The sequence below is a fragment of the Olivibacter sp. SA151 genome (assembly GCF_054130995.1).
The window spans coordinates 3,594,151-3,618,678 of record NZ_CP096391.1 but is presented as its reverse complement, the minus strand read 5'-3'; the positions used below and the strand labels follow the sequence as shown (position 1 = coordinate 3,618,678).

The following is a 24,528-nucleotide window of genomic DNA, read 5'->3' as shown; positions in this document are numbered from 1 at the left end:
CGGAACGTTGCTTTTGAAGTCCAGCACATAACAATAAAGAGACATAGATACTGTGCCTTGACAGCAATGTTACAAAGTAACACTTATATTAGAAAAAACTCCTTATCCCCGCAGATACCGTCTCAAAAAGACCTTCGAAACTCAGTCCTTTGTTATAATTGAAATAAGCAAAAGCCAGCAGCGCGACGATGGCCAACAAAATAAGCCTTTTATAAATAGTTGCTATAAATATTATGACAAGCGGAATCAACAATAAGAAAACCCAACTGATTTTAATTGGCTTTAGCCCGTCATCATTCTTCATGACATAATACAACTTACTATGCGTACCATGCTCATTTTGATGCTTAAGAAAGACAAAAGAAGATTTATCAATCTCTTGTGGAGAAATGGCGACCCCTCCGGAAAAATTAAGCTGCTGTTTAAATCCATTAATAACAAATAGGAACGTACCGTTAAGCTTATCTGTTGGTTCATCCAGTGAATCGCAGGCGATAATGGCTAATTTGTTATTTTTGATCAGATTCTCCTTAACAATAAAATTATCTAAATGATATCGTTGCTTTGCCAACACCAAATTTGTAAAGGAAAAGAAATAGATAGCACATAGCAATAAAATCGAGCTCTTTTGTTTCATCTGTTTCATTTGATACCACCCACCGCATTCTACATACAGGATTAGGCGCTCAAACTTAGATAAAATGCGCTTTATTTGCAACGACGAATCTAAGTATGTTGAGGTTATGGCCATTTTTTTGTGAAAGGTCGTATAATATAATGATGCACTCTTTGTTAGGTTCTTCTCCGGGAAATGTTTAGTTTAGGGCTACGTAAATTAGCGATGCTGAATAACCTGTTCAGGGCACGCAATAAGTGCGCTGAATGTAAAAATTAAAAAAAAGTCGAAAATTAATACTACTAATACGGTATACTTTATATATTTGCTAAATGGAAATATTATCAAGTCGTTTCGATACTGTTTTTTGGCTTAACGATTTTTTAATGTTATTTAAGTTTTTTTGTGTTTTTAGCAATCGATTAGGTTGAGCATTTGACAAATGAACTCGACATCAACATTTAATAAGGGGTAAACGATGCAAAGTTTCAGAACGGAATTAGAGAATCCAGTAGTGGAGCAAGATATTATAGATCTTGAAAAGAAAATCCATGCCTTTAGACAAGGTTCTATTCATGACGAAAAGTTTAGAAGTCTCCGGCTTGCTAGAGGGATTTATGGACAACGCCAACCCGGTGTACAAATGGTACGCATAAAGCTTCCGTTTGGAAAAGTGACTTTTAAGCAATTTTTGAGAATAGCTGATATCGCCGACGAATATGGAAGTGGTAATTTGCATTTAACTACGCGTCAAGATATACAGATACACTACGTGAGTTTGGATCGGACGCCGGAGCTTTGGTCCAAATTGGCAGCCGATGATGTGACTATCCGTGAGGCTTGTGGTAATACCGTGCGAAATGTTACAGCCTCTCCTACAGCTGGTATCGATCCGGACGAACCTTTTGATGTTTCTCCTTACGCTTACGCTACTTTCGATTATTTTTTGAGAAACCCAATTTGTCAGGAAATGGGGCGCAAGTTTAAAATTGCCTTTTCATCCAGTGAAAAAGATACTGCATACAGTTATGTGCATGATGTCGGGTTGATACCTAAAATTGATCCAAGTGGCAAACGGGGCTTTAAAGTCGTTATAGGCGGTGGCTTAGGTGCACAACCTATTTTGGCGCATCTTATTTATGAGTTCTTGCCTGAGGATCAGTTGATTCCTTTCATTGAAGCTGTTATACGCGTGTTCGATCGGTATGGTGAACGCAATAACCGTAATAAGGCGAGAATGAAATACCTGATTCAAAAATTAGGCTTGGATGAAGTCTTACAGCTTATAGAAAAAGAAAGAATTGCCATCAAAGCTAAACAACTTCCAATAGATATTGATGCAGTAAAAGCACCGAATATTCCGGTGAATACAGTTTTAGAGGATGTATCGGACGCAGAGCGTCTTCAATATGAATACTGGTTAAAAGCCAATGTATTTGAACAGAAACAGAAGGGGTACTATGGCGTATACATCAAAGTGCTTATTGGAGATATAAAAACGGATCTGGCAAGGGAATTCATTTCCTTGATTCAGCCCTTGGTAGCCGATGAAATCCGTATCACCCAAAATCAAGGCTTATTGCTGAAATACGTACCTGAAGCGCATTTACCAGCTTTATTTCACGCATTGAATAAAATCGGCTTTGCTAAAATTGGTTTTGATTCGGTAGCGGATGTTACTACTTGTCCGGGTACGGATACCTGTAATTTGGGAATTTCCAATAGTATGACCTTGGCAACGGTATTGGAAGACCTCGTGTATGAGGAATACCCCGAGTTTGTCTTCAACAAGGACATCAAGATCAAAATCAGTGGCTGTATGAACTCCTGCGGACAGCACGGACTTGCCGAAATAGGATTTCACGGTAGTTCGTTAAAGGCAGCAGGAAAGGTGGTGCCTGCTGTACAGGTAATGCTTGGTGGGGGAACGGTAGGGGATGGTGTCGGACGCGCGGCTGAGCGCGTTATAAAGACGCCGTCAAAACGCGCTACAGACGTTTTAAGATCTTTACTGGATGATTATAAGGCAAATGCGGAAAAGGGGGAGCGATTTCAGCAATATTACGATCGCCAAGGGAAGGATTACTTTTATCAATTGTTGAAACCGCTGGCAGATCTTTCCAGCCTAAACGAGGAGGAATTTGTAGACTGGGGGCATGAGGAAACCTTCAAGACGGCTATTGGGGTAGGCGAATGTGCGGGCGTGGTGATAGATTTAGTAGCGACCCTACTTTTGGAAGCAGAAGAGAAACTTAGCTGGGCTAACCAAGCCTTGGATAATGGCGCTTGGTCAGACGCTATTTACCATGCCTATAGCACCTTGATAAGTAGTGCAAAAGCGATGTTGTTGGATAAAGGAGTGAATAGCAGTACGCATATCGGTGTTATCAACGATTTTGATGCAAAATATGTGGACAGTGGTGAAATCGATCTTCCAACAAGCTTCGCGGAAATGGTGTTGAAAATTAATAAAGAAGAACCTTCTGCCAATTTTGCTCAGGCCTATTTTAAACAGGCCGAGGAATTTTTAAAACTAACGAGAACTAAACGAGAGACGGTATTACAATCATGAATGATATAAAAAAGAATAACGCACCGAGAATAACCTTGGTGGGTGCGGGGCCCGGCGATCCCGAACTGATCACCTTAAAAGGTTTAAAGGCTTTGCAAGGGGCGGATGTTGTACTGTATGATGCACTGGTTGGTGAAGAACTTTTGCAATTTATTCCACCAAACGCTACAAAGGTATATGTAGGGAAACGCTCAGGTGATCACAGCTACTCACAAGAGGTAGTAAATAGATTGATGGTGGATTATGCCTTGAATTTCGGGCATGTGGTACGACTAAAGGGAGGTGATTCTTTTGTTTTCGGACGAGGTTACGAAGAGCTTGAATTTGCCGCCGCTTACCGTATACCAGTAACTGTTATCCCTGGTATATCCAGCTCTATCGGTGTTCCGGGTCTGCAACATATTCCTGTTACGCATCGCGGACTGAGTGAAAGCTTTTGGGTGATTACCGGTACCACGTCTTCAGGAGAGGTTTCGCATGATGTCTATCAAGCGGCACAAACAAAGGCGACGGTAGTTGTACTCATGGGATTGAAGAAGCTCAAGGAAATCGTAGAAATTTTTAAAGCAGCGGGTAAGGACAAATTACCGGTGGCTATTATACAGAAAGGCTCAACGCAGGACGAAAAGTTGGTGGTAGGAAACGTGCATAACATCGTAGATAAAGCGCAACAGGAAACGATTACAGCTCCAGCTATATTGGTATTCGGAGAGGTGGTTTCTTTGCACCCATCATATAAATCGATTGTAAAGGAGTATGCCTCAGTTATTGGAGAATGATGCAGCCCTTTTAGCTGCAAGCAATGAAAACGCTATAGGAAATCAATTGTTTCCCGTTTTTTTAAAATTAAACGATTTGCACACCCTCGTAATCGGGGGTGGCCCTGTTGCATTGGAGAAATTACAGGCACTTCTTGGAAACAGTCCTCAGGTAAAAGTCAAGCTTGTAGCGAAAGAAATCATTCCGGAAGTATATCAATTTGCTGAAACGCACACACAACTTCAAATCTTCCAAAAGGCATTTGAGCCGACCGATATGGATGCCGTTCAGTTAATCGTGGCGGCCACAAACAACAATGAATTAAACGCAGAGATCAGAAAAGCTGCTCACGAACGGAAGCTTCTGATCAACATAGCCGATAAACCATCGCTTTGTGATTTTTATCTTGGATCTGTCGTTAAAAAGGGAGATCTCAAAATAGCAATATCAACGAACGGTAAATCACCCACAATTGCTAAACGATTAAAAGAAGTACTAGCTGAAAGCATACCGGATGAAATTGACCAAACGCTTCAGCAAATGAGTGCTTTACGGGGGAAACTGAAAGGGGATTTTTCTGACAAAGTCAAAAAATTAAATGCAGTAACTGCGACGCTTGTTACATCGGAACCAACGGAAAGTGTTCGTCGGAATTTTAAGTGGCTTATCTGGTTGGCTATAATTTTTTCGATGACGATTGGTGTCTTGGTTTTTTGGCATAAAGAGCCGGAATTCCAATCATTTTTAATGGAGCTTGACCCTGTATTCTATTACTTTTTAGGAGCAGGCTTTGTCTTTGCTATGGTGGATGGTGCAATAGGAATGTCCTATGGAGTTACTTCCTCATCTTTTTCCCTGGCAATGGGCATACCGCCTGCACCGGCGAGTATGGGAATACACTTATCAGAAGTGCTTAGTAATGGTATTGCCGGATGGATGCATTACCGCATGGGCAATGTAAATTGGAAGCTTTTTAAGTTGCTGCTCATTCCCGGTGTGGTTGGAGCCGTGATTGGGGCTTATCTACTTTCATCCTTAGAGCATTACAGCGCATATACAAAACCTTTAGTAGCTTTGTATACCGGTATTTTAGGAGTAGTTATTCTAATGAAGGCCTTTAATATCAAGAAAAATAAAAAAAGAAAAAAAATTGAGCGTATTGGCTTACTGGGTTTCTTTGGAGGCTTTATTGATGCGGCATTTGGCGGAGGGTGGGGATCCATCGTACTATCCAACTTAATTGCAGGTGGCCGACATCCATTATTTTCTTTAGGAACGGTTAAGATCACGCGATTTTTTATCGCTATATTAAGCTCCCTTACCTTTATTTCCATGCTTGGGGGTGCTCATTGGGAAGCTGTTTTGGGATTGATTCTGGGAAGCGCACTGGCAGCACCTATTGCGGCTAAGGTTTCTAATAGGATATCGGCAAAAACAATTATGGTATTAGTTGGTGTCATTGTCCTGATCGTAAGCTTAAGAAATATTGTACTATTTCTAACGCATTTATTTGTTGGATAAAGTTTTAAGGAGGTTCAGAAAAAATAGCTGAACAAAAATAAATCAAAATGGACTTACACGATTTGAAAGAGAAGCTGAGGGGACTAGACATAGTTGGGTCGTTAACATTTTTGGCAAAAGAATTTAATGACAAAATTGTTTTTTCTACCAGCTTCGGTTGGGAAGACCAGGCTTTAACGCATATCATCTTCAGTAATAATATACCTATAAAAGTATTTACACTGGAAACAGGGAGGTTATTTCCAGAGACCTATTATGTTTGGAATCGAACATTGGAAATTTATAATAAACCCATTCACGCCTTCTATCCTGACAAAAACTTGCTGGAAGAGATGGTGAGCACGAAAGGGCCCAGCAGTTTTTATGAGTCGGTTGAAAATCGGAAAGAATGCTGCTATATTCGCAAAATTGAACCGTTGAAGCGCGCTTTAGCAGGTAATGCTTGTTGGATTACCGGTATTCGGGCTGAGCAATCAGCTAATCGACAAGGAATGGATAACATCGAATGGGATGAAGGAAATCAGATCATTAAATTTCATCCTATTTTCGATTGGACTTTGGCTGATGTAAAGGCTTATATAAAAGAAAATCACATCGTTTACAACACCTTGCATGATAAGGGTTTTCCTAGCATTGGATGTGCCCCGTGTACCCGAGCAGTTAGAGAAGGAGAAGATTTCCGTGCGGGACGATGGTGGTGGGAAGATCAATCAAAGAAAGAATGCGGCCTACATGCCGCTCAATCATAATGTAATTAAAATGAGTAAAAACAGTTTAGATTATTTAGATCAGCTAGAAGCAGAGGCTATACATATTCTGAGAGAAGTGGCTGGTCAATTTGAAAAGCCTGCTCTCCTTTTTTCCGGTGGGAAAGATTCTATTACGTTGGTTCGTCTGGCTGAAAAGGCGTTTAGACCGGGGAAGTTTCCTTTCCCATTGGTACATATAGACACGGGCCATAATTTTGAAGAGACTATTATTTATCGCGATAAAATGATTGAGCGAATTGGCGAAAAGCTAATCGTCGGCTATGTACAAGATTCGATCGATGAAGGAAAGGTCATCGAACAAAAAGGAAAAAATGCCAGCCGTAATGCGCTTCAAACTGTAACACTGCTAGATACCATAGCGAAAAATGGTTTTGACGCCTGCATTGGTGGTGCTCGGAGAGATGAGGAAAAAGCACGTGCCAAAGAGCGTATATTTTCGGTTAGGGATGAGTTCGGACAATGGGACCCTAAACGACAACGCCCTGAATTATGGAATATTTACAATGGGAAAATTCACAAAGGCGAAAACGTCCGCGTATTTCCCATTAGTAACTGGACTGAATTGGATGTCTGGAATTATATCCGAAGGGAAGGAATTGAGCTTCCTTCTATATATTTCGCTCACGAGCGGGATTGTATTACACGCAATGGACAGTTGATGGCTGCTTCACCCTTTCTCAATATGGACGAGGAAGACAAGGTCGTCAGAAAACAAGTGCGTTTTCGTACGGTAGGAGATATGACTTGCACGGCGGCAGTAGAGTCGAGCGCAACCTTAATTGACGATATCATCGACGAGATCAGTCAATCGAAAATCAGTGAGCGTGGCGCCCGGATGGATGATAAAGTTTCGGAAGCCGCTATGGAAGATCGTAAAAAAGGCGGTTATTTTTAATGGTTGCCAATTGTAAGTATAGCAGATAAAGGAAATAAAAAAAGGTGCCAAAAGGCACTAAAATACAAAGAGAGAAATGAATATATTGAAATTCTTTACGGCTGGTAGCGTGGATGACGGCAAGAGTACGCTTATTGGACGGATGCTTTATGATACAGGCTCCATTTTGGCTGACCAACTGGAAGCATTGCAGAATTCCAAACGTAAAAATGACGATGGAAGTATCGATCTAGCCATATTGACCGATGGCTTACGGGCAGAGCGGGAGCAGGGTATTACGATTGATGTTGCCTATAAATACTTTCAGACAGAAAAACGTAAATTTATTATAGCCGATACGCCGGGCCATATACAGTATACTCGTAATATGGTGACGGGGGCATCTACCGCCGACTTAGCAATTATTCTAATTGATGCACGTAATGGCGTTGTGGAGCAGACCATTCGCCACTCTTACCTTGCGTCTTTATTGGGTATCAAACATTTAATTGTTTGTATCAATAAGATGGATATGGTTGACTATAGTGAAACGGTTTTCGATGCCATTATTTCAAAATACAAGGCACTGGCTCATCAATTAAATTTGCAACAGGTCAATTATATTCCCGTGAGCGCGCTTAAAGGAGATAATATCGTGCAAAAGTCTGAACACATGCCTTGGTATCAAGGAGAAAGTTTGTTAAATTATTTGGAAAACGTAGATGTCAGCCATGATTTAGATGTAGAATACGCGCGTCTGCCCGTACAATGGGTTATTAGGCCACAAACAGAAGAGCTTCATGATTACCGTGGCTATGCCGGTAAAGTTGCCAGCGGGACCTTTAAAGTGCATGATGAAGTAACAGTGTTGCCCTCGGGATCGAAGTCGACAATCACTAAAATCGAACAGCTTGATAAAAACCTAAACGAGGCCTTTGCCGGTCAATCGGTAACCATTCATTTAAAAGATGATATTGATATCAGCAGAGGGGATGTCATTGTAAACAGCGACAGTTTACCTTATCAATCACAGACCGTAGAAGCCGATTTATGTTGGATGGATACAAGACCTTTAGACCTGTCGTTAACCTATCTTATACAACACAATAGTAAATTATCTCGTTGTAAAGTTCAAGAAATCGTCTACAATGTAGATATCAACACACTGGAAAAACATAGTGCTGACGAATTTAAGTTGAACGATATTGGTCGGGTACGGTTGAAAACCGCTGATGTACTTCCATTTGATTTATATGATGACAACAAAGCAAATGGAGCAGCCATATTGATTGATAGTCGAACCAACTTGACGGTCGGAGCGCTTATGTTCCGCGTGGCGCTTGACTATTAAACAACCTTATGTTTATTTAATATAAAAAGAAAACGCTATCGAACTTCGATAGCGTTTTCTTTAGAAGAGAATGTTCGGTTTAGATTCTAAATCCTAAACCAACAGTCCAAACACGATTGGTTTGCTTCATATCTGTTCCTTCGAATCGTGCGTTTAAGTTAGTCAATCCTAAGCCATAACCACCATGGATCATTAAGCCGTTGGTAAACTCAAACCCGCCGATGAAGTTCAAACCAAAATCAGTTGATTTCAATGCACCGTCGCCTCCGAATTCAAAATCAGGAATGTCTGTTTCCGAAGAGCCGCCATTGTTAGATTCCCATTTGTTCTTACCTGAAATACCAAAAGCGATGTAAGGACCAGCCCCAAGGAAGAAGCTACCTGCATCAGCAGTTGGAAATTTAGCCACAAAGTTTACTGGCACTTCTATCCACATAGTATTCTGTTTGTAAGAGCCAAATTGATTTTCTTCAAGTTTTCCACCTTTTCCTTGTAAAGAGATACCAGGCTGTACATAAAACCAATCAGTCGCAATAGGCGCATCCAAAAAAGCAGTTATATGGAAATTGGTCGTTGAACCGGTAGATGATACGCTTTCTCCATTGTTGGAGAAATTGTACTTAGGAAAGTTAACACCTGCTTTTAAACCAAAGCCCATTTCCTGTTGAGCAAATGCTCCTGTTGCAAAAAGTAAAGCTGTAATCGATAATAATAACTTTTTCATGATTTTCTTATTTTTTAACTTTTTATTGTTGTTAGTCAAATTACAATAGCTAAGCCAAAAAATGCAACTATCTGTAAATAAGCTTTTTAAATTTTATTTAATTTTTTGGACAGCTGTACTTATTTTTAGACAGTGATCTTAATGTTAGAAAAATCTGACGAGCTTTTAGAACAATGAGAGCTGATTGTCTTCCGATTTAGCAATGTTAAAATTGGATACAGTTAGCCCCAGCAGCCTTATAGGTTTGCCGTCTATGGGTGCTGCTTTTAAAAGGTCAATTCCAAAGGCTTCCACTTGGTCCAGATGGATGAGATTGGAATGGGTGTAATTGCGGGTAATTTGTTTGAAATCAGCAAATTTAATTTTAAGTGTCAAGGTGCTGCCCAGTACTTGTTTTGCCTCCAATCTCTTAACCACCCGTTGCGCGATCAGTTTTAGTTCCGTTATGAGTTCCTGTTCTTCCATTAAGTCGCTTGTAAAGGTATCCTCGGCACCAATTGATTTAAGCTCCCGAAAAGTTTGAACGGGACGTTCATCTATTCCGCGGACAATATTGTAGTAGAAATTTCCTACTTTACCAAAGAGATTCAGTAGATGGTCCTTTGATAACTTTTTTAAATCGGCTCCTTTATAGATTTGCAAACTATTCATCTTTTTTGCCGTCACTTTACCGATTCCGTAAAATTTTTGAATTGGCAAGGCTTCTATAAACGCTTCGATTCTTGACGGACCGATAAAAGTAAGCCCGTCGGGTTTATTCATATCCGACGCTATTTTAGCAACAAATTTATTCGTGGATACACCTGCCGAAGCTGTAAGATGAAGTTCGGTTCGAATAACATTCTTTATCTCCTTCGCAATTTCTATTGCAGAGCCAATTCCCAGTTTATCTTCGCTGACATCTAAATAAGCCTCGTCAAGGGATAAAGGTTCAATAATATCGGTATAGCGATGAAATATTGATCGTATTTGATTGGAAACAGATTTATAGACTTCGAATCTCGGGCGTACAAACAAGACCTGTGGACAGAGTTGTTGCGCCTTTCGGGAAGACATAGCCGAGTGTATACCATAGGCCCTCGCTTCGTAGCTGGCGGTAGCTACCACACCGCGCTGATCCGGTTGTCCGCCAACAACAATGGGAATGCCTCTATATGTTGGATTATCCCGTTGTTCTACCGATGCATAAAATGCATCCATATCTACATGAATAATCTTACGGAACGACATAAATACAAGTGAAGTGTTATGCCTTTTTCTGCAACAATGAAAGGGCTAAGTTTTCTAATTCGTCCAGATCAAACGGTTTTCTAAGATAACTGTCGGCACCTGCTTCTTCCGCCAAAGTAGGTAAATTGCTATTAGCCGAAAATATAATAACCGGAATATCTTTTAAATGGGAGGTGGCTTTTAAAGTTTGCGTTCCTTTTACACCGCCCAGTCCAGGTATCCAGTTGTCTATTAAGATGATGTCCGGATTAGCCTTTTCTACCTGTTCGATAATATCCTTGCTGTGAGGAGATGATATAACCTCAAAATCTAAGTTCTCGAATACCACAGAGCAGAAGTAAAGGATATCCTCGTCATCATCAAGAATCAGTATCTTGTTCCGCATTCTCTTTTCTTATTGCTTTTTACAAAAATACTTTTTTCATGTTAAGCACCTAAATTTTCTACTAATATTTTACGCAACATCCCATAGGGTTTGAATGGGTGTGCATCCAAATCAGAAGTAAATACCTATTTTTATGACAGAAACATCTGTCTGGCTTACAATGCTGCAACCTAGACAAGGCGCCTTTCTTTGAGTTGAATTTATATTTCTCTAGTCTTGATGCTCACTGTAAATACGCATGGCATTTTTTGGCAACTGTTGCACATGCAGTAAATATTTGGTTACATTTTGATCCCAATCCCTACGGTAGTTATATCCTAATTGTTGAGCTACATACGTTGCAACTTCCCTAAATAGCTCGATTGTCTTATAGAGGGCAATCCAAGTATTATCTAAATGTGCATCTGAGTAAGTGGCTAAGAACTTTTTATATACTTCCCTTTCTAGGTATCGCTCATAGAATTTGCCAAATTTACCCGGATTAACCGTGAAATCGTGACGACATCCAATATACCAGTCCATCATCTGCATCAAAGCAGCATGGATCACTTGGCTGAATAATTCTTTAACCAGTACCAATTCACCACGCCATAAGCCTTTAGCTAAGCCGGCAGTGGTGTACCAAAATTCATTGCAGCAATCTTCAAACGAACGTGCCGAAGGCTTTTTTACTATATAGCTAGCATCACTAGCAGGAGGGAGTGGCCTTTCTTTGAAAAGGCCGTTTTTGTCCCAAATTACCTTACAAAGACTATCGTTCGTAAAATGGTGCAAACGTTCGAGCGGCACGATGGTTAAATCAATGCGATTACCATCTTTAAATTGCAATAAATAAGAAAATGCGCCAGCCATCTCAGGCGTTGGTGGGTATAATTCCATGTCTTCCGGTATTTGCATAATCATAAGCTCGCCAAATACCTCCAACCAATCTGCATTTAGGTAACGTGGTTCAAGACTTTCAACTACGTAAATAATGTCGTAATCCTGAAATATATCCTTGCTTACATTGGGATTTGATCGAGAACCATCTTGTAAAACGCCGAGGATCTTTGTGTCTTTTGCCGCAACGCGCAAAATTAATTCCATCATTTCACTTTCGCTTCTGCTAATTACAGGTTTGTTTGTCGTCATATAGAACATTCTTTATTACTTTGCAAGATTGATTTCATGAAATGCTTATAAAGCATTATAGGCTTTGTTTCCGTAAGACTTAAAGGTTTTATGCTTTTTTTTGCAAGAGCGATAAAGCTAAGTCTTCCAGTTCGCTTAAGTCAAATGGCTTTTTCAAGTAGTTGTTTGCTCCCGCCTCTTCCGCCAAACTAGGTAGGTTACTGCTAGCAGAGAATAAAATAACCGGTATATTCTTTAAATGGGGTGTATTTTTTAGTATTTGTGTCGCTTTTACGCCCCCCATACCCGGTATCCAATTATCAATTAAGACTATATCCGGAGCTGCCTGTTCTACTTGTGTGATAATATCCTTACTGTGAGGAGACGATATTACCTCAAAGTTCAGGCCCTCAAATACGACAGAGCAAAAATATAATATATCCTCATCGTCGTCGAGAATTAATATCCTGTTCCTCATTATTTTATGTGCTTATGACGCGTAGCTGTCGATGATTTGTGCTAGTTGATTTTGTGGCACTACGCCGCTTTGTCGCCATTTAATCTCCCCTTCTTTAAAAAGAATCAGTGTGGGAACGCCTCGAACTTGATAATTAGACGCGGCTTTCGGATTTTTATCTACATCAACTTTTAGTATGGTGACTTTATCACCAAATTGCGATTTGACTTCATCTAATATCGGGGCCATTATCTTGCAGGGACCACACCATTCTGCAAAAAAGTCAACCAGTACGGGGGTTTTTCCTTTGATGATTTCGGAGAATGTTGCCATTGTATATTAGTTAATATAACTACTAATCTAATAAAAAAATGGATAAATCTAAGAAAAATTGCAAAATAAACTTGTGAAATATAGAATCGTTCAGTTAAAATATAGCTTGGGTCTTTATGGTTGATTTAATGTAAATAGACGGGGAGGGGGGACGCACGAAGGCTTGATAGAAAGCAAAATTTTTTATATCTTTGTAGGCTATATATTACATGGGGTCGACCGGAATTGACAGGATGGAGACGGTTATGTAAGCATGCAGTGCGTTGTTAGTCTAGCACTATAATCTGAACTTTCAACCTTATAAATGGCGAAAATAACTACGCCTTAGCTGCCTAATTTAGAATTAGCATAGCTTTTGTTCCGTTGCAGTCTGCTTCGTGCTGTAACATCGGGAGCATCGATCAACGAAGCTAGCTGACTTAGCGGCACGATGAGTTGGCGAAATTAAGTGCCTACGGAAACTGGTATAGGTAAGCGACCGGCCTTCCACTTCCCGACAATTAAACGGAAGCTAAGCATGTAGAAAGCATATACAGTACCATGTTTGGACGAGGGTTCGAATCCCTCCGGCTCCACCAAACCCTAAAAGGCCCGGCTTTTGCCGGGTCTTTTACATTTTACTCCACTTTAATGAGATGGCTGTGCCTTGAGTGTGCGGAACGCAGGACACGGATTTCCGTCATTACCAATTGAATATATCAATATTCGCTTTGATGTTCATGGTTTTACACATAAGGAAGCTTGGCTAATCCAGGTGTTGTATTTACAGTGAAACACCTGGATTTAATCATCAGAAAATCAACGTTTTTTTATCCTCTTAGCCTCATCTGAAATTCTAGCAAAAGATTTGGCTCTTTTACGCTTTTCATATTCAGAAGTCGAAAAATGCCAAGATTCTTTTCGCAATTTGAGATAACTATTGTATACTTCCGGTTCTAAAATGCCACTGTTTACAGCTTCAACAACGGCGCACCCGGGTTCATTGATATGCATACAATTCTTAAAACGGCAGGATTCTGCAAAAGCAGAAACATCGAGCATATCTGCTAATGCCTCAGCATTGTCTGAGGCTAAGCCGAATTCTCTTATACCGGGTGTGTCTATTAGAATGCCACTATCATCCATCAAGACCATCTCTCTTCGTGTTGAGGTATGTCTCCCTTTACCTGAGGACTTACTTATTTCAGATGTTAAAAATACCGTCCGTTCACACAGTGCATTAATTAATGAACTTTTTCCAACGCCCGACGATCCTACCAATACAATCGACTCTCCCCGGCTGACAAATTTTCGTATAGGAAGGATTGTTTCGGGAGAAAGAATACTCGTGAAAAATACCGGTATCTGGCGATCAATATGTTTCAGCGACTCATTGACTTGGTGACGATTGAATTCCAAATCAGATTTAGTGAGTATTAATATCGGCTGTATGTTTTCTTCTAATACCTGAAACATAAAGCGCTCCATTCGGCGAACGCTGAAATTGGTATCAAGGCTTTGTACAATAAACGCCTTATCGATATGGGATGCAATGGCCTGTCTTTTGGATACGGTTCCGTTCTTTCTTCGGTACAGGGTATGTTTACGTGGTAAAATATCAACGATTATTCCTTTGTTATCGTCAAAGGGTTGAAAAATAATCCAATCGCCCGTACAGGGAAGTTCAAATGATGACCTTCCATAAAGCACATTACCGCTTAGTTCGCATAGTAGCACACCATGCTCGGCGATAACTTCGTAATTGGTCTTGTTTACTGCCGAAACGCGGCCATGAAAAAGATGTTTATATGCTGAATTTTGTTTTAGTTGGAATAAACTGTCGTTCCAACCATATAATGATAAGTTATTCACTACCTTAATAATTTAAAATGATGAAATAAAATTGCTTAATTCTCTATCATCCGAACGGTTTGCAACATATAAATCACCCTTGGTAATATAGGAATTACCAAGTCAGCGATTTTAGAAACAAGCCCTCGGAATTAGGCAATCATTCCAACCACCAAATTATAATATGTGAATAGCTGTTTTTGCATAAGATACAAAGATACAAAAGATTAATTCAATGTCCACTATGATTAGGACGAATATTAAAAGAAATGCCGGCATTGGCAATCAACTTTTGTGAGACGCTTTTTTGACAGCACCGCAAATAATAGAAAAAGATAGCCCCTCCAAAACACTTATGGGAAGCGCGGAGGGGCTCAACCTAAACCTATTTATCATAAAAGTACTAGATGAATCAGATGATTGCAAGAAACGTTCTAGGCATTCCGCTAATTGTTACCCGATTTCCCAATGGATGAGAAAAAGTGATCTATCCTAATGCTTGTTACCCTTCTCCTAAATTGTGGTACACGGAAAAAGCCAAATAATAAAAGGCTGATTTTGCAATGCAAACCAGCCTTTTCTTGGAACTCTATTATTATGTTGTCAAATCATTCCAAATATAGAAGTAGTATGTTAAGCCGATATTATGGCTAAATTATCTATTCTATGTCTGGCAAAAAGAGATCGACAAAAAACGAACGTATAATAAGTCATTAAATCAACACGGCTTTAAGGGTAATACATTAACACTTATGAAAAAGTGTTCTTAATCCAAGATTTTCGCTTTTCAAACCAATACACTTACTTATTAAGCTTACTGTGTACGACCCGGATAGTTTTCCAGTCCTTTTTCAATGCAACTTATGGCGCTGGCCAAGTCTTCCAGGCATAAAACATAAGCAAGCCTAACTTGCTGTTCACCTAAACGGGTATCTGAATAGAATCCGGTTGCCGGTGCCATCATAACCGTCTGGTTATTATAGTCAAATTCTTCCAGCATCCATTGGCAGAACTTATCCGCATTATCAATTGGTAGTTTCGCAACTACATAAAATGCACCACCCGGAGTAGGGCAGTAGACACCTGGGATTTTATTCAGTCCTTCTACCAGTAAATCTCGTCTTTTTGTATATTCACTGATTACATTATCAAAGTAACTTTGTGGCGTGTCAATAGCAGCTTCGCCTGCTATCTGGGCAACTGCTGGAGGGCTTAATCTTGCCTGTGCAAATTTTAAACCGGCTTCCAGTATCTCTCGGTTTTTGGTGATTAAACAGCCTAGTCGAGCGCCACATGCACTATACCTCTTGGATACGGTATCGAAAACGACGACATGATTTTCCAATCCTTCCATATGCATCGGAGAAATGAAGGTATTACCATCGTAACAGAATTCTCGGTAAGCCTCATCAGAAAAAAGGTAAAGATCGTGTTTAAGGCAGAGTCCTTTCAGTGCCTCCATCTCTTCCTGCGAATAGAGGTATCCCGTAGGATTGTTGGGGTTGCAAATGATAACGCCTTTCGTCTTCGGACCAATCAACTTTTCAAATTCGGCAATATTGGGTAAAGCAAAGCCATTATCTATACTGGAAGGAATTGGCTTTACTTCCACACCGGCCATGCATGCGAAGCCGTTATAATTGGCGTAAAAAGGCTCCGGTATAATCACTTCATCTCCGGGATCGAAACAAGATTCCATGGCAATTGTAATTGCCTCCGATCCGCCGGTGGTTACGAGAATGTTATCTGCTGAGATATTATAACCAATGTTATTATAATAAGTGCTTAACTTTTCGCGATAGCTGGCATTTCCTTGTGAGGGAGTATAGGCCCACACCTTGAAGTTAATGTTTTTAACGGCATTGAGCATGGTTTCCGGCGTTTCAATGTCAGGTTGTCCGATATTGAGATGGAAAACTTTTTTGCCCATTTTTTTTGCTTCGTCGGCATAGGGTGTCAATTTTCTAATAGGGGAAGCGGGCATGCGCTTACCCTTGTTGGATATTGTTGGCATAATATATTGTTGGCAATTTTGATACAAACTTACTAAAGTAAATCAACAAAAAAAGCCGCTTAGTTTATGAAGCGGCTTCCTGTTGTTCTTATTAAATGCTTTATTTTACTACTTCTCCTTTTATATAAAGGGACTTTAGCGGCGTCTTTGCATTTGAACGGATGGTTACCGACTTGCTGAAAGGTGCCGCCTGGGCTGCGTTGAAGGTTACACTGATGGATCCCGCTTCACCCGGCTTTATCGGCGCATTTGTGTACTTGGGAACGGTACAACCACAAGAAGACTCGACTTTGGTAATAATCAAAGGTTCAGTTCCTACGTTCGTAAACTTAAATTCATACGAAACGGGTTTACCTTGGGGAATCTTGCCAAAATCATAAGTCTCTTTTTCGAACTTAAACTCTGCATTGCCATCTACTTTCCAAGCCGTGAAGGCTGTGAAAGCCACTAAAAGCGTAAAAATGGTTAATAGTTTTTTCATTTGCATACATTTTTTAGCGATGAAGTAATCTGCCGTTATCTGAGACAGTCTCATCTTTTTGTTTTTGTATAAGAATCTATTTCCTATGCTTTACAGCACCTTTGCCGGTGCTGTCCAAAAGCAAGCAAATTTCAATTCTTCGCATAAATTTATAACAAAAATATGATAAAAGGCAATTATAATGCCAATAAAGTAAGTAATATATTTGTTTCTATTTGATAGTGAAGCGCTTCATTTTATGGTGCCAACTAGTGCGAAACAATTCCGTTTTTTTATAGTCGACTAATAATGTTACTTTTACAGAAGAATGAACCAATTTAATTTATGATATAATGCTTTATGTGCACAACTGAAATTTTGTTTGTTCTTTATGTGAAATTTTAAAATAGCTTTGGGGTTTGTCGGCATAACGCAGAATTTTATATAATTTTTATTACTTTTGAATTTTAAGCATGATTTCTTGATATGTCAGATACTCACTTGAAATATACGGATCCGATTGATACCTCGAAACTTAGCTTTGAAGATTTTAAAGCTACAGTATTGAACGATTATCGCATTATATGCGAGAGTAGGGAAGCTAGCTTGTTAGGACGGAAAGAGGTGTTAACGGGAAAAGCCAAGTTCGGCATTTTCGGTGATGGCAAGGAGGTGGCACAGATTGCAATGGCAAAGGTCTTTAAAGAGGGAGATTGGCGTTCGGGTTATTATCGAGATCAGACTTTTGCTTTTGCTACCGGTATATCAAATGTGTATGAATTTTTTTCTCAGATGTATGCACATCCGGATATTGAGGCGGAGCCTGCATCAGGAGGTCGCATGATGAATGGCCATTTTGCTACACGCGAGCTAAATGCCGATGGAAGTTGGGTCAATCAAACGCAGCTTAAAAACTCTTCGGCAGATGTTTCTACCACCGGCGGACAAATCCCGCGATTGCTTGGCTTAGCGCAGGCGTCGAAAGTATATCGAGAAAACAAGGAGCTTGCTTATTTAACGCATTTTTCAAACAATGGGAACGAGGTGGCTTTTGGCACGATCGGTAATGCTTCCACTTCGGAGGGGGTTTTCTTCGAAGCATTCAACGCTGCCGGCGTGTTACAGATTCCCTTAGCTATTTCTGTTTGGGATGATGGTTACGGCATTTCGGTCCCCAATAAGTACCAAACGACGAAAGAAGACATTTCGGAAGTATTGCGAGGTTTTCAACGAGATGAAAAGGGGGAAGGGTATGAGATATTCAAAGTGCGCGGGTGGGATTATCCAGGCCTTTGTGAAACTTACGAACGTGCTATTCGTATGTGTAGGGAGGAACATGTTCCGGTATTTATCCATGTGATAGAGATGACGCAACCACAAGGGCATTCCACTTCCGGATCTCACGAGCGATATAAATCAAAAGACCGGCTCGACTGGGAAGCTGAATATGACTGCCTGGTGCAGATGAGAAAATGGATGCTCGAATCGGCCATCGCAACGGAAGACGAACTGGTCATAATTGAGCAGCAGGCGAAAGAATTTGTGAAGGAAGAGCAAGTGAGAGCTTGGAAAGATTATATAGGCGCTTTTGCCGAAGAAAAAGCAAAGGCTATTGAATTGCTGAATGCGATTGAGCATAAGTCGGCAAAAATTTTAGCTAATCGACTAAATGCAATCAAAGAACCGAATTTAAAGCAAATTTACGGTACCATTAGAAAGGCTTTAAGAGAATTGAGGGGGCAAGAAAGCCAAGGAAAGGATGCTTTAATCCGATGGTATAGAAAGCAACAAAATGTCAATTACGAACGTTATAATTCAAAGCTATTTACTGATACGCCGGAGGCGCCGGATAAGGTAGAGATGGTACCGGTGGCTTACGATGAAGATGCAAGAATGGTAGACGGGCGCGAGGTGCTTAACGCTTGCTTCGCTGCCAATTTTAGTCGTGAACCGCGTTTATTGGCTTTCGGTGAAGATGTAGGAGCTATCGGCGATGTAAATCAGGGTTTCGCAGGCTTGCAAGCTAAATTTGGCGAACATCGTATTTTTGATACCGGTATTCGGGAAACGGCTATCATCGGACAAGGCTTGGGTATGGCACTAAGAGGACTGAAGCCAATTGCTGAAATTCAGTATGTAGATTATCTACTATATGGACTCACGGTAATGAGTGACGATTTGGCGTCTTTAAGTTATCGTACCAAGGGTGGGCAAAAGGCACCTTTAATTATTCGTACCAGGGGACATCGCTTGGAAGGAATATGGCATTCAGGTTCGCCTATGTCGATGATCTTAGGCTGCTTGAGAGGACTTCATGTATGTGTACCACGTAATATGACGCAAGCTGCCGGTATGTACAATACCTTGTTGCGGTCGGACGAACCGGCGCTGATGATTGAGAGTCTGAATGGTTATCGCTTGAAAGAACGAATGCCTGCCAATGTGGGCGATTTCACGGTTCCTTTAGGAATCGCTGAGGTGGTGAGAGTGGGTAGCGATATTACGGTTGTTTCTTATGGATCTACACTTCGCTTGGTACAGGAGGCTGCGGGTGAACTAAGTGAAATGGGAATTTCGGTTGAAATTGTAGATGCACAAACCTTACAGCCTTTTGATAAACTACATACTTGTGGGCAATCGCTCTCAAAAACCAGCAAACTGTTGGTAGTAGATGAAGACGTTCCTGGCGGAGCTTCTGCCTTTATATTGCAACAAGTGTTGGAAGAGCAAAACGGATATTTCCATCTCGATTGTAAACCTCGTACTCTATCCGCTAAAGCACATCGGCCACCTTATGGTTCGGATGGGGATTACTTTACGAAACCATCTGTAGATGATATCATCGAGATGATTTACTCGATGATGCATGAATCCAATCCTGATAAATTTCCGGAAATTATCTAAAAAAGAAGTTAAAAGTCGTCATTTCGATTAGGCAGTGCGAAGCTGGAAATTTTCTAGTTTATATTCATCGCACTGGTCTCAACTGAAATGACGACGATAGATAGAGATCGTTACGCACGACCTAAATTCAAATTGCGTAAATAGTGATCAACAATTACTAAGGCAGCCATCGCTTCTACAATCGCTACCGCCCTGGGAACAACACAGGGGTCGTGCCGACCTTTTCCTGAAATCTCTGTTTCTTCTCCTTGCTGGTTAATCGTAGATTGTGAACGCATAATCGTTGCGACAGGTTTAAACGCGACCCTGAAATTGATGTCCATACCATTTGAGATACCGCCTTGAATACCACCTGAAAAGTTCGTTAAGGTTTTAAGCGAAGTCGCCTGCTTAATAGGATTAACGAAAATATCGTTATGTTCTGAACCGCGCATGCTTGCACCGCTAAAGCCTGATCCGTATTCGAAACCATGAACCGCATTGATACTTAACATAGCTTTGCCTAAATCGGCATGCAATTTGTCAAATACCGGCTCACCTAAACCGACCGGAACTCCCTTTATAACCGCACTCACCACGCCACCAACGGTATCTCCCTCTTTTCTGACGGAATCAATAAAAGTAATCATTTGGTTGGCCGTAGCAGGATCGGCACATCGAACAATGTTTGCTTCCCGAATAGCCACTAATTGATTTACATCCAGATCTCCCAAATTAGGGGCTTCTATATTTCCAACGGCTGACACGTGGGCAAAAATGCTTATACCAAGTTCTTTAAGAAAAAGTTTGGCCACAGCCCCTGCTGCTACTCTTGCCGCAGTTTCTCTAGCCGAAGAACGTCCACCTCCTCGATAATCACGTATGCCGTACTTCGTTTGATAAGTATAATCGGCATGAGAAGGACGATACTTATCCTGAATATGAGAATAATCCTTCGAGCGTTGGTCTTCGTTTGGAATGAGCATTGCCAACGGAGTGCCGGTAGTTTTTCCTTCGAAAATGCCGGAAAGAATTTTAACGGTGTCGCTTTCCTTTCGTTGGGTGGTGATTTTTGACTGACCAGGTTTGCGTTTATCGAGCTCAGCCTGTATAAAATCAAGGTCGACACTTATATTTGGAGGACAGCCATCAATGATTACACCAATAGCATCTCCATGAGATTCTCCAAAAGTAGTAATACGAAAGCTCTGTCCGAATGAATTTCCTGCCATAGGTAATAATTTTTGTTAAAGTAATTGTATGTTCTCGAAGGACGCTTGCTTAATCTAATATAAAACCTACGCTTGCCAAATGCTCCCAGAAAGCGGGGTATGATTTCCCCACTACCGCAGGATCTTCGATTACAATCTCGTCAAAAGCAAGAGCCAACGGAGCAAAGGCCATTGCCATACGATGGTCTTCGTAGGTTTTTATTACGGTGCTTTTTGGCATCGCTTTGTTTGATGTCCTCAAGTGATAAATTTGATTGTCTTCAAGCAATTGCACTCCAAATTTAGCTAATTCATTTTGAAGCGCTAAAATACGGTCTGTCTCTTTGATCTTAAGGGTTTCTAAACCGGTAAAGCTTGCATCGTATCCCAGGGCTGCACAACAAGCAATAATGGTTTGTGCTAAATCAGGGCATTCTTTTAAATCAAAAAACCGTTTGCTGTCCGATGTAGTCGTTTTCTCAATTTTAACACCTTTATTTTCAAAGGTGGAACGAACACCAAAGTTTGCCATGATTCCAGCAATTGCACGATCGCCTTGTAGACTGCGATCTTTAAGTCCGGGTAAAAATAAGCAACTACCCAGCGGCGCAAGTGCTACTACGGCATACCAGTAAGATGCGGCACTCCAATCAGGCTCTACGTGTAGGATCGAATCTTGTACGGGTTGCTTGCGGATTGTAATGCTATTTTCATTCCACTCATGAGTAATTCCTGTTTCTCTTAACATATCCAAGGTCATATCGACGTAGGGTTTGGATGTTAAGGTGCCTAGGATATTTAGGCGAAGACCCTTAGGAAGAAACGAAGCAACAAGTAATAAAGCGGATAGGTATTGACTGCTGACATCACCTTTTATAAAGACTTCTTCCTGCTGTTGCGTGAAATTACCATGTATTTGCAAAGGAGGGAAGCCTGGTTGTTCAATGTAATTTATATGCGCGCCAATGGTTTGAAGCGCATCAACTAAGATACCTATGGGACGTTGTTTCATCCGTTCAGACCCCGTTAATACGAAGGAGCCCGGAATGGTTGAAAGGTAGGCGGTAAGGAAACGCATAGCCGTTCCCGCAGGTCCGACATCAATTGTTCGGTTTTCCTGCGGTGTATGCAGCGAGTCCAAAACAGCTTTCAGGGTTACAGTATCATCTGCATTGGATAGATTCTCGATGCGAACTTTTCCTTTGCTGAGCGCGCTTAAAATAAGCGCGCGATTACTTTCACTTTTAGATCCGGTTAATTGAACGGTGCCTTGTATGGCCCCGTTCGGATACGATACGCTGAGTGTTTTCGTGTTCATTAGGCCTCCACTGCTGGTTTGGCGTTCATGATTTGATTCTGTTTGCGAATAGATTCACCGTGAATCAATTCTAATAATTTAACAGTAAAGTCTTCCTCCAGGTTTAAGGCCTTTGCAAATTTGCTGCGTTTCTCGATGATTTCCTCCCAGCGATTTACCTGTAAAATCGTTACTTTATTGTCTCTTTTGTATTCACCGATTTTTTCAACGATTTTCATTCTATCTGCAACTTTTTTGATGATCTGATCATCAATAGCATCAATCTCTTTCCGCAGGGCAGCAAGTTTATCTTCGAATACGGGGTCATTTGATTCTGCTTTTCGAAGGGAAAGGTTGTTAATGAGATCTGCTAATGCTGCCGGAGTTACTTGTTGCTTTGCGTCTGTCCAAGCTACCGATGGGTCGATGTGCGACTCAATGATAAAGCCTTGCATGTCCAAATCCACTGCTTTTTGCGCTACGTAAGGTATTAATTCTCTTGTGCCGCAAATATGGCTAGGATCATTGATGATAGGAAGTTCGGGGGCCACCGTTTTTAACTGAATAGCTAGATCCCACATAGGCTCGTTACGGAAAGCTGTTTTTTCATAGGAAGAAAAACCACGATGTATTGCGCCCAATTTCTTGATTCCTGCGCGATTGATACGCTCTAAAGCACCAATCCACAACGATAGGTCGGGATTAACCGGGTTTTTTACTAAGACTGGAACATCGACGCCCTGTAGGGCATCAGCAATTTCCTGAACGGTAAAAGGATTGGCAGTTGAGCGGGCACCTACCCATAGTATATCCACACCGGCAGCTAACGCCTCCTCTACATGCTTGGCGGTAGCCACTTCTGTTGCGGTCAATAAGCCGGTCTCTTCTTTAGCTCGTTTTAACCATTCCAGGCCGATGCTTCCAATGCCTTCAAATTCGCCCGGACGAGTACGGGGTTTCCAGATGCCTGCGCGTAACACAGAGATCTTGCCGGTGGCAGCCAGCAAATGAGCCGTAGCAACTACTTGTTCTTCTGTTTCGGCACTGCAGGGTCCCGCAATTACTAAGGGTTCTTTGCCGGTAGCTAACCATGAGCTTAAGGGCAAGATGTCTAAATTTAGCTTCATTGTTCTATTGTATTATATTTTGTATTGCTGTTAATAATTTCTAGTTTATTATACCTTATCGTTTTTTATATACTCGCCTAAAATGTTAAAATTAATGGTGTGTTTGAGCGTTTTCCGAATCGCTGCATCGTAGTTGTTTTGTTTTTTCCACTCAATGTCCACGTAAAAATCATATTCATTGCGCTTTCCCAATACGGGCATCGACTGGATTTTACTCATGTTTATTTGCTCTTCAGAAAAAAAGTGAGTACACGAGCTAAGGATCCGATACTATTGTCTGTTTGAAAGAGCAGCGTTGCTTTGTTGGCTTTGGGATTTTCTGTTTTTTCCTTGGAGAGAATCAGGAAGCGCGTATAGTTCTTTTTGTTTGTTTCAATCCTCCGATCAATGATTTCCAAACCATATAATTTTGCCGCTAACTGATTCGCTACAGCTGCCGTGTCAGTTAATTTATTTTCGGCGATTTTTTTTGCGCAGGAGGCCGTATCGGTACCTTCCGTTATTTTAAATTGAGGGTGTTCCTCCAAGTAATCAGCACACTGCCGTAAGGCAATAGGATGAGATTCTACCTTTTTGATCTGTTCTAGCTTAGTTCCTGGTAAAGCTAGCAGGTTAAGCTGAATGCTTAAATAGACCTCACCTACAATCGGGAAGTGATAATCGTGCAGTAGTGTGTAGTTAGGAAGCAAACTTCCGGCAATGGAGTTTTCGATGGCCATTACAACATAGTCTGCCTCATTCTTCTTTAAAGCCTCGCATGTATGTTTAAAAGTTTCGCACTCCACCGTCTGGATGTCTTGACCGAAATATTTGAAAGCTGCTTCCTCGTGGAAAGAAGCACGTGTTCCTTGAATAGCTACTCTTATTTTGCTCATTTTAAATCTCAAAAAAAAAGTCCCGGTGAACAACCGGGACTTTCTTATACATTTTATTTCTTTATACATGCATATTAATCCCGGCCCTTACTGCTAAAGTAAAAGTAACCAAAGAACCAATATGCAGCT

At 40.9% G+C, this 24,528-nt stretch carries 20 protein-coding genes, 1 other RNA gene and 1 pseudogene; 8 read left to right on the top strand and 14 right to left on the bottom strand.

Going from position 1 to position 24,528, the window contains the following annotated elements; all coding sequences use genetic code 11:
* Positions 1–88: 88 nt before the first annotated feature.
* The gene (locus M1D52_RS15000) at positions 89–637 is read right to left on the bottom strand and encodes a hypothetical protein (protein ID WP_437392899.1); all 549 of its coding nucleotides are present in this window, start codon (positions 635–637) and stop codon (positions 89–91) included.
* 457 nt (positions 638–1,094) lie between these two features.
* Here M1D52_RS15000 and M1D52_RS14995 point away from each other — a divergent pair, with 457 nt between their 5' ends.
* The 6 genes from M1D52_RS14995 (at position 1,095) to M1D52_RS14970 (ending at position 8,463) form a co-directional block, all read left to right on the top strand.
* On the top strand, positions 1,095–3,188 hold the full coding sequence (locus tag M1D52_RS14995) for a HEPN domain-containing protein (RefSeq protein ID WP_437392898.1): 2,094 nt from the start codon (positions 1,095–1,097) through the stop codon (positions 3,186–3,188).
* Entirely contained in the window at positions 3,185–3,967 is a 783-nt protein-coding gene (cobA, locus tag M1D52_RS14990) for a uroporphyrinogen-III C-methyltransferase (protein WP_013666454.1), read from the top strand. The genes M1D52_RS14995 and cobA overlap by 4 nt, the downstream gene beginning before the upstream one ends.
* Entirely contained in the window at positions 3,945–5,468 is a 1,524-nt protein-coding gene (locus M1D52_RS14985; protein ID WP_437392897.1) for a TSUP family transporter, read from the top strand. The genes cobA and M1D52_RS14985 overlap by 23 nt, the downstream gene beginning before the upstream one ends.
* 47 nt (positions 5,469–5,515) lie before the next feature.
* Positions 5,516–6,217, top strand: a complete 702-nt coding sequence (locus tag M1D52_RS14980; protein WP_130857461.1) for a phosphoadenylyl-sulfate reductase — start codon at positions 5,516–5,518, stop codon at positions 6,215–6,217.
* A gap of 10 nt (positions 6,218–6,227) precedes the next feature.
* Positions 6,228–7,133 carry a sulfate adenylyltransferase subunit CysD gene (gene cysD / locus M1D52_RS14975; RefSeq protein ID WP_041387458.1) on the top strand — a complete coding sequence of 302 codons (906 nt, stop codon included), beginning with the start codon at positions 6,228–6,230 and terminating at the stop codon, positions 7,131–7,133.
* A 76-nt stretch (positions 7,134–7,209) separates the two neighbouring features.
* Complete coding sequence (locus tag M1D52_RS14970; protein ID WP_013666458.1) at positions 7,210–8,463, top strand: sulfate adenylyltransferase subunit 1; 1,254 nt, start codon at positions 7,210–7,212, stop codon at positions 8,461–8,463.
* Positions 8,464–8,542: 79 nt separating this feature from the next.
* Here the strand turns inward: M1D52_RS14970 and M1D52_RS14965 are convergent, their stop codons facing one another.
* From M1D52_RS14965 to trxA, 6 genes are all read right to left on the bottom strand, one after another.
* On the bottom strand, positions 8,543–9,187 hold the full coding sequence (locus tag M1D52_RS14965) for a porin family protein (RefSeq protein ID WP_130857462.1): 645 nt from the start codon (positions 9,185–9,187) through the stop codon (positions 8,543–8,545).
* Between the two features lie 165 nt (positions 9,188–9,352).
* Complete coding sequence (gene dinB, locus M1D52_RS14960; RefSeq protein WP_377609249.1) at positions 9,353–10,417, bottom strand: DNA polymerase IV; 1,065 nt, start codon at positions 10,415–10,417, stop codon at positions 9,353–9,355.
* Between the two features lie 16 nt (positions 10,418–10,433).
* Positions 10,434–10,802: a response regulator gene (locus M1D52_RS14955; protein ID WP_013666461.1), complete on the bottom strand. Its 369-nt coding sequence runs from the start codon at positions 10,800–10,802 to the stop codon at positions 10,434–10,436.
* A gap of 210 nt (positions 10,803–11,012) precedes the next feature.
* Entirely contained in the window at positions 11,013–11,933 is a 921-nt protein-coding gene (locus M1D52_RS14950) for an aminoglycoside 6-adenylyltransferase (protein ID WP_377609247.1), read from the bottom strand.
* An 88-nt stretch (positions 11,934–12,021) separates the two neighbouring features.
* Positions 12,022–12,390, bottom strand: a complete 369-nt coding sequence (locus M1D52_RS14945; RefSeq protein WP_013666463.1) for a response regulator — start codon at positions 12,388–12,390, stop codon at positions 12,022–12,024.
* 12 nt (positions 12,391–12,402) lie between these two features.
* On the bottom strand, positions 12,403–12,702 hold the full coding sequence (trxA, locus tag M1D52_RS14940; protein WP_013666464.1) for a thioredoxin: 300 nt from the start codon (positions 12,700–12,702) through the stop codon (positions 12,403–12,405).
* Between the two features lie 211 nt (positions 12,703–12,913).
* On the opposite strand from trxA, the gene ssrA reads away from it, so the two are divergent.
* Positions 12,914–13,280, top strand: a transfer-messenger RNA (tmRNA) gene (gene ssrA, locus M1D52_RS14935).
* A gap of 220 nt (positions 13,281–13,500) precedes the next feature.
* On the opposite strand, the gene rsgA is transcribed toward ssrA, so the two are convergent.
* The 3 genes from rsgA to M1D52_RS14920 form a co-directional block, all read right to left on the bottom strand.
* Positions 13,501–14,553, bottom strand: coding sequence for a ribosome small subunit-dependent GTPase A (gene rsgA / locus M1D52_RS14930; protein ID WP_437360350.1), 1,053 nt, complete (start codon positions 14,551–14,553; stop codon positions 13,501–13,503).
* 793 nt (positions 14,554–15,346) lie between these two features.
* The gene (locus M1D52_RS14925) at positions 15,347–16,546 is read right to left on the bottom strand and encodes a pyridoxal phosphate-dependent aminotransferase (RefSeq protein ID WP_130857476.1); all 1,200 of its coding nucleotides are present in this window, start codon (positions 16,544–16,546) and stop codon (positions 15,347–15,349) included.
* A 100-nt stretch (positions 16,547–16,646) separates the two neighbouring features.
* On the bottom strand, positions 16,647–17,027 hold the full coding sequence (locus tag M1D52_RS14920; protein WP_013666480.1) for a DUF1573 domain-containing protein: 381 nt from the start codon (positions 17,025–17,027) through the stop codon (positions 16,647–16,649).
* 465 nt (positions 17,028–17,492) lie between these two features.
* Here M1D52_RS14920 and M1D52_RS14915 point away from each other — a divergent pair, with 465 nt between their 5' ends.
* The gene (locus tag M1D52_RS14915; protein ID WP_130857477.1) at positions 17,493–19,910 is read left to right on the top strand and encodes an alpha-ketoacid dehydrogenase subunit alpha/beta; all 2,418 of its coding nucleotides are present in this window, start codon (positions 17,493–17,495) and stop codon (positions 19,908–19,910) included.
* A 110-nt stretch (positions 19,911–20,020) separates the two neighbouring features.
* Here M1D52_RS14915 and aroC read toward each other — a convergent pair whose 3' ends face one another.
* The 4 genes and pseudogenes from aroC to M1D52_RS14895 all read right to left on the bottom strand — a co-directional run bounded on the left by aroC (position 20,021) and on the right by M1D52_RS14895 (position 24,399).
* Positions 20,021–21,121: a chorismate synthase gene (gene aroC, locus M1D52_RS14910; protein ID WP_013666482.1), complete on the bottom strand. Its 1,101-nt coding sequence runs from the start codon at positions 21,119–21,121 to the stop codon at positions 20,021–20,023.
* A 49-nt stretch (positions 21,122–21,170) separates the two neighbouring features.
* Positions 21,171–22,418 carry a 3-phosphoshikimate 1-carboxyvinyltransferase gene (aroA, locus tag M1D52_RS14905; protein ID WP_013666483.1) on the bottom strand — a complete coding sequence of 416 codons (1,248 nt, stop codon included), beginning with the start codon at positions 22,416–22,418 and terminating at the stop codon, positions 21,171–21,173.
* Positions 22,418–23,524: a chorismate mutase gene (locus tag M1D52_RS14900; protein WP_013666484.1), complete on the bottom strand. Its 1,107-nt coding sequence runs from the start codon at positions 23,522–23,524 to the stop codon at positions 22,418–22,420. Before M1D52_RS14900 ends, aroA begins: the two co-directional genes overlap by 1 nt.
* Positions 23,525–23,572: 48 nt before the next feature.
* Positions 23,573–24,399: pseudogene (locus tag M1D52_RS14895) on the bottom strand (prephenate dehydratase).
* Between the last annotated feature and the right edge of the window lie 129 nt (positions 24,400–24,528).

Excerpts from the sequence above, each read along its gene's own strand:
- M1D52_RS15000 (WP_437392899.1), bottom strand. The coding sequence starts at position 637 with ATGAAACAAAAGAGCTCGATTTTATTGCTATGTGCTATCTATTTCTTT.
- M1D52_RS14995 (WP_437392898.1), top strand. The coding sequence starts at position 1,095 with ATGCAAAGTTTCAGAACGGAATTAGAGAATCCAGTAGTGGAGCAAGAT.
- cobA (WP_013666454.1), top strand. The coding sequence starts at position 3,185 with ATGAATGATATAAAAAAGAATAACGCACCGAGAATAACCTTGGTGGGT.
- M1D52_RS14985 (WP_437392897.1), top strand. The coding sequence starts at position 3,945 with ATGCCTCAGTTATTGGAGAATGATGCAGCCCTTTTAGCTGCAAGCAAT.
- M1D52_RS14980 (WP_130857461.1), top strand. The coding sequence starts at position 5,516 with ATGGACTTACACGATTTGAAAGAGAAGCTGAGGGGACTAGACATAGTT.
- cysD (WP_041387458.1), top strand. The coding sequence starts at position 6,228 with ATGAGTAAAAACAGTTTAGATTATTTAGATCAGCTAGAAGCAGAGGCT.
- M1D52_RS14970 (WP_013666458.1), top strand. The coding sequence starts at position 7,210 with ATGAATATATTGAAATTCTTTACGGCTGGTAGCGTGGATGACGGCAAG.
- M1D52_RS14965 (WP_130857462.1), bottom strand. The coding sequence starts at position 9,187 with ATGAAAAAGTTATTATTATCGATTACAGCTTTACTTTTTGCAACAGGA.
- dinB (WP_377609249.1), bottom strand. The coding sequence starts at position 10,417 with ATGTCGTTCCGTAAGATTATTCATGTAGATATGGATGCATTTTATGCA.
- M1D52_RS14955 (WP_013666461.1), bottom strand. The coding sequence starts at position 10,802 with ATGCGGAACAAGATACTGATTCTTGATGATGACGAGGATATCCTTTAC.
- M1D52_RS14950 (WP_377609247.1), bottom strand. The coding sequence starts at position 11,933 with ATGACGACAAACAAACCTGTAATTAGCAGAAGCGAAAGTGAAATGATG.
- M1D52_RS14945 (WP_013666463.1), bottom strand. The coding sequence starts at position 12,390 with ATGAGGAACAGGATATTAATTCTCGACGACGATGAGGATATATTATAT.
- trxA (WP_013666464.1), bottom strand. The coding sequence starts at position 12,702 with ATGGCAACATTCTCCGAAATCATCAAAGGAAAAACCCCCGTACTGGTT.
- M1D52_RS14925 (WP_130857476.1), bottom strand. The coding sequence starts at position 16,546 with ATGCCAACAATATCCAACAAGGGTAAGCGCATGCCCGCTTCCCCTATT.
- M1D52_RS14920 (WP_013666480.1), bottom strand. The coding sequence starts at position 17,027 with ATGAAAAAACTATTAACCATTTTTACGCTTTTAGTGGCTTTCACAGCC.
- M1D52_RS14915 (WP_130857477.1), top strand. The coding sequence starts at position 17,493 with ATGTCAGATACTCACTTGAAATATACGGATCCGATTGATACCTCGAAA.
- aroC (WP_013666482.1), bottom strand. The coding sequence starts at position 21,121 with ATGGCAGGAAATTCATTCGGACAGAGCTTTCGTATTACTACTTTTGGA.
- aroA (WP_013666483.1), bottom strand. The coding sequence starts at position 22,418 with ATGAACACGAAAACACTCAGCGTATCGTATCCGAACGGGGCCATACAA.
- M1D52_RS14900 (WP_013666484.1), bottom strand. The coding sequence starts at position 23,524 with ATGAAGCTAAATTTAGACATCTTGCCCTTAAGCTCATGGTTAGCTACC.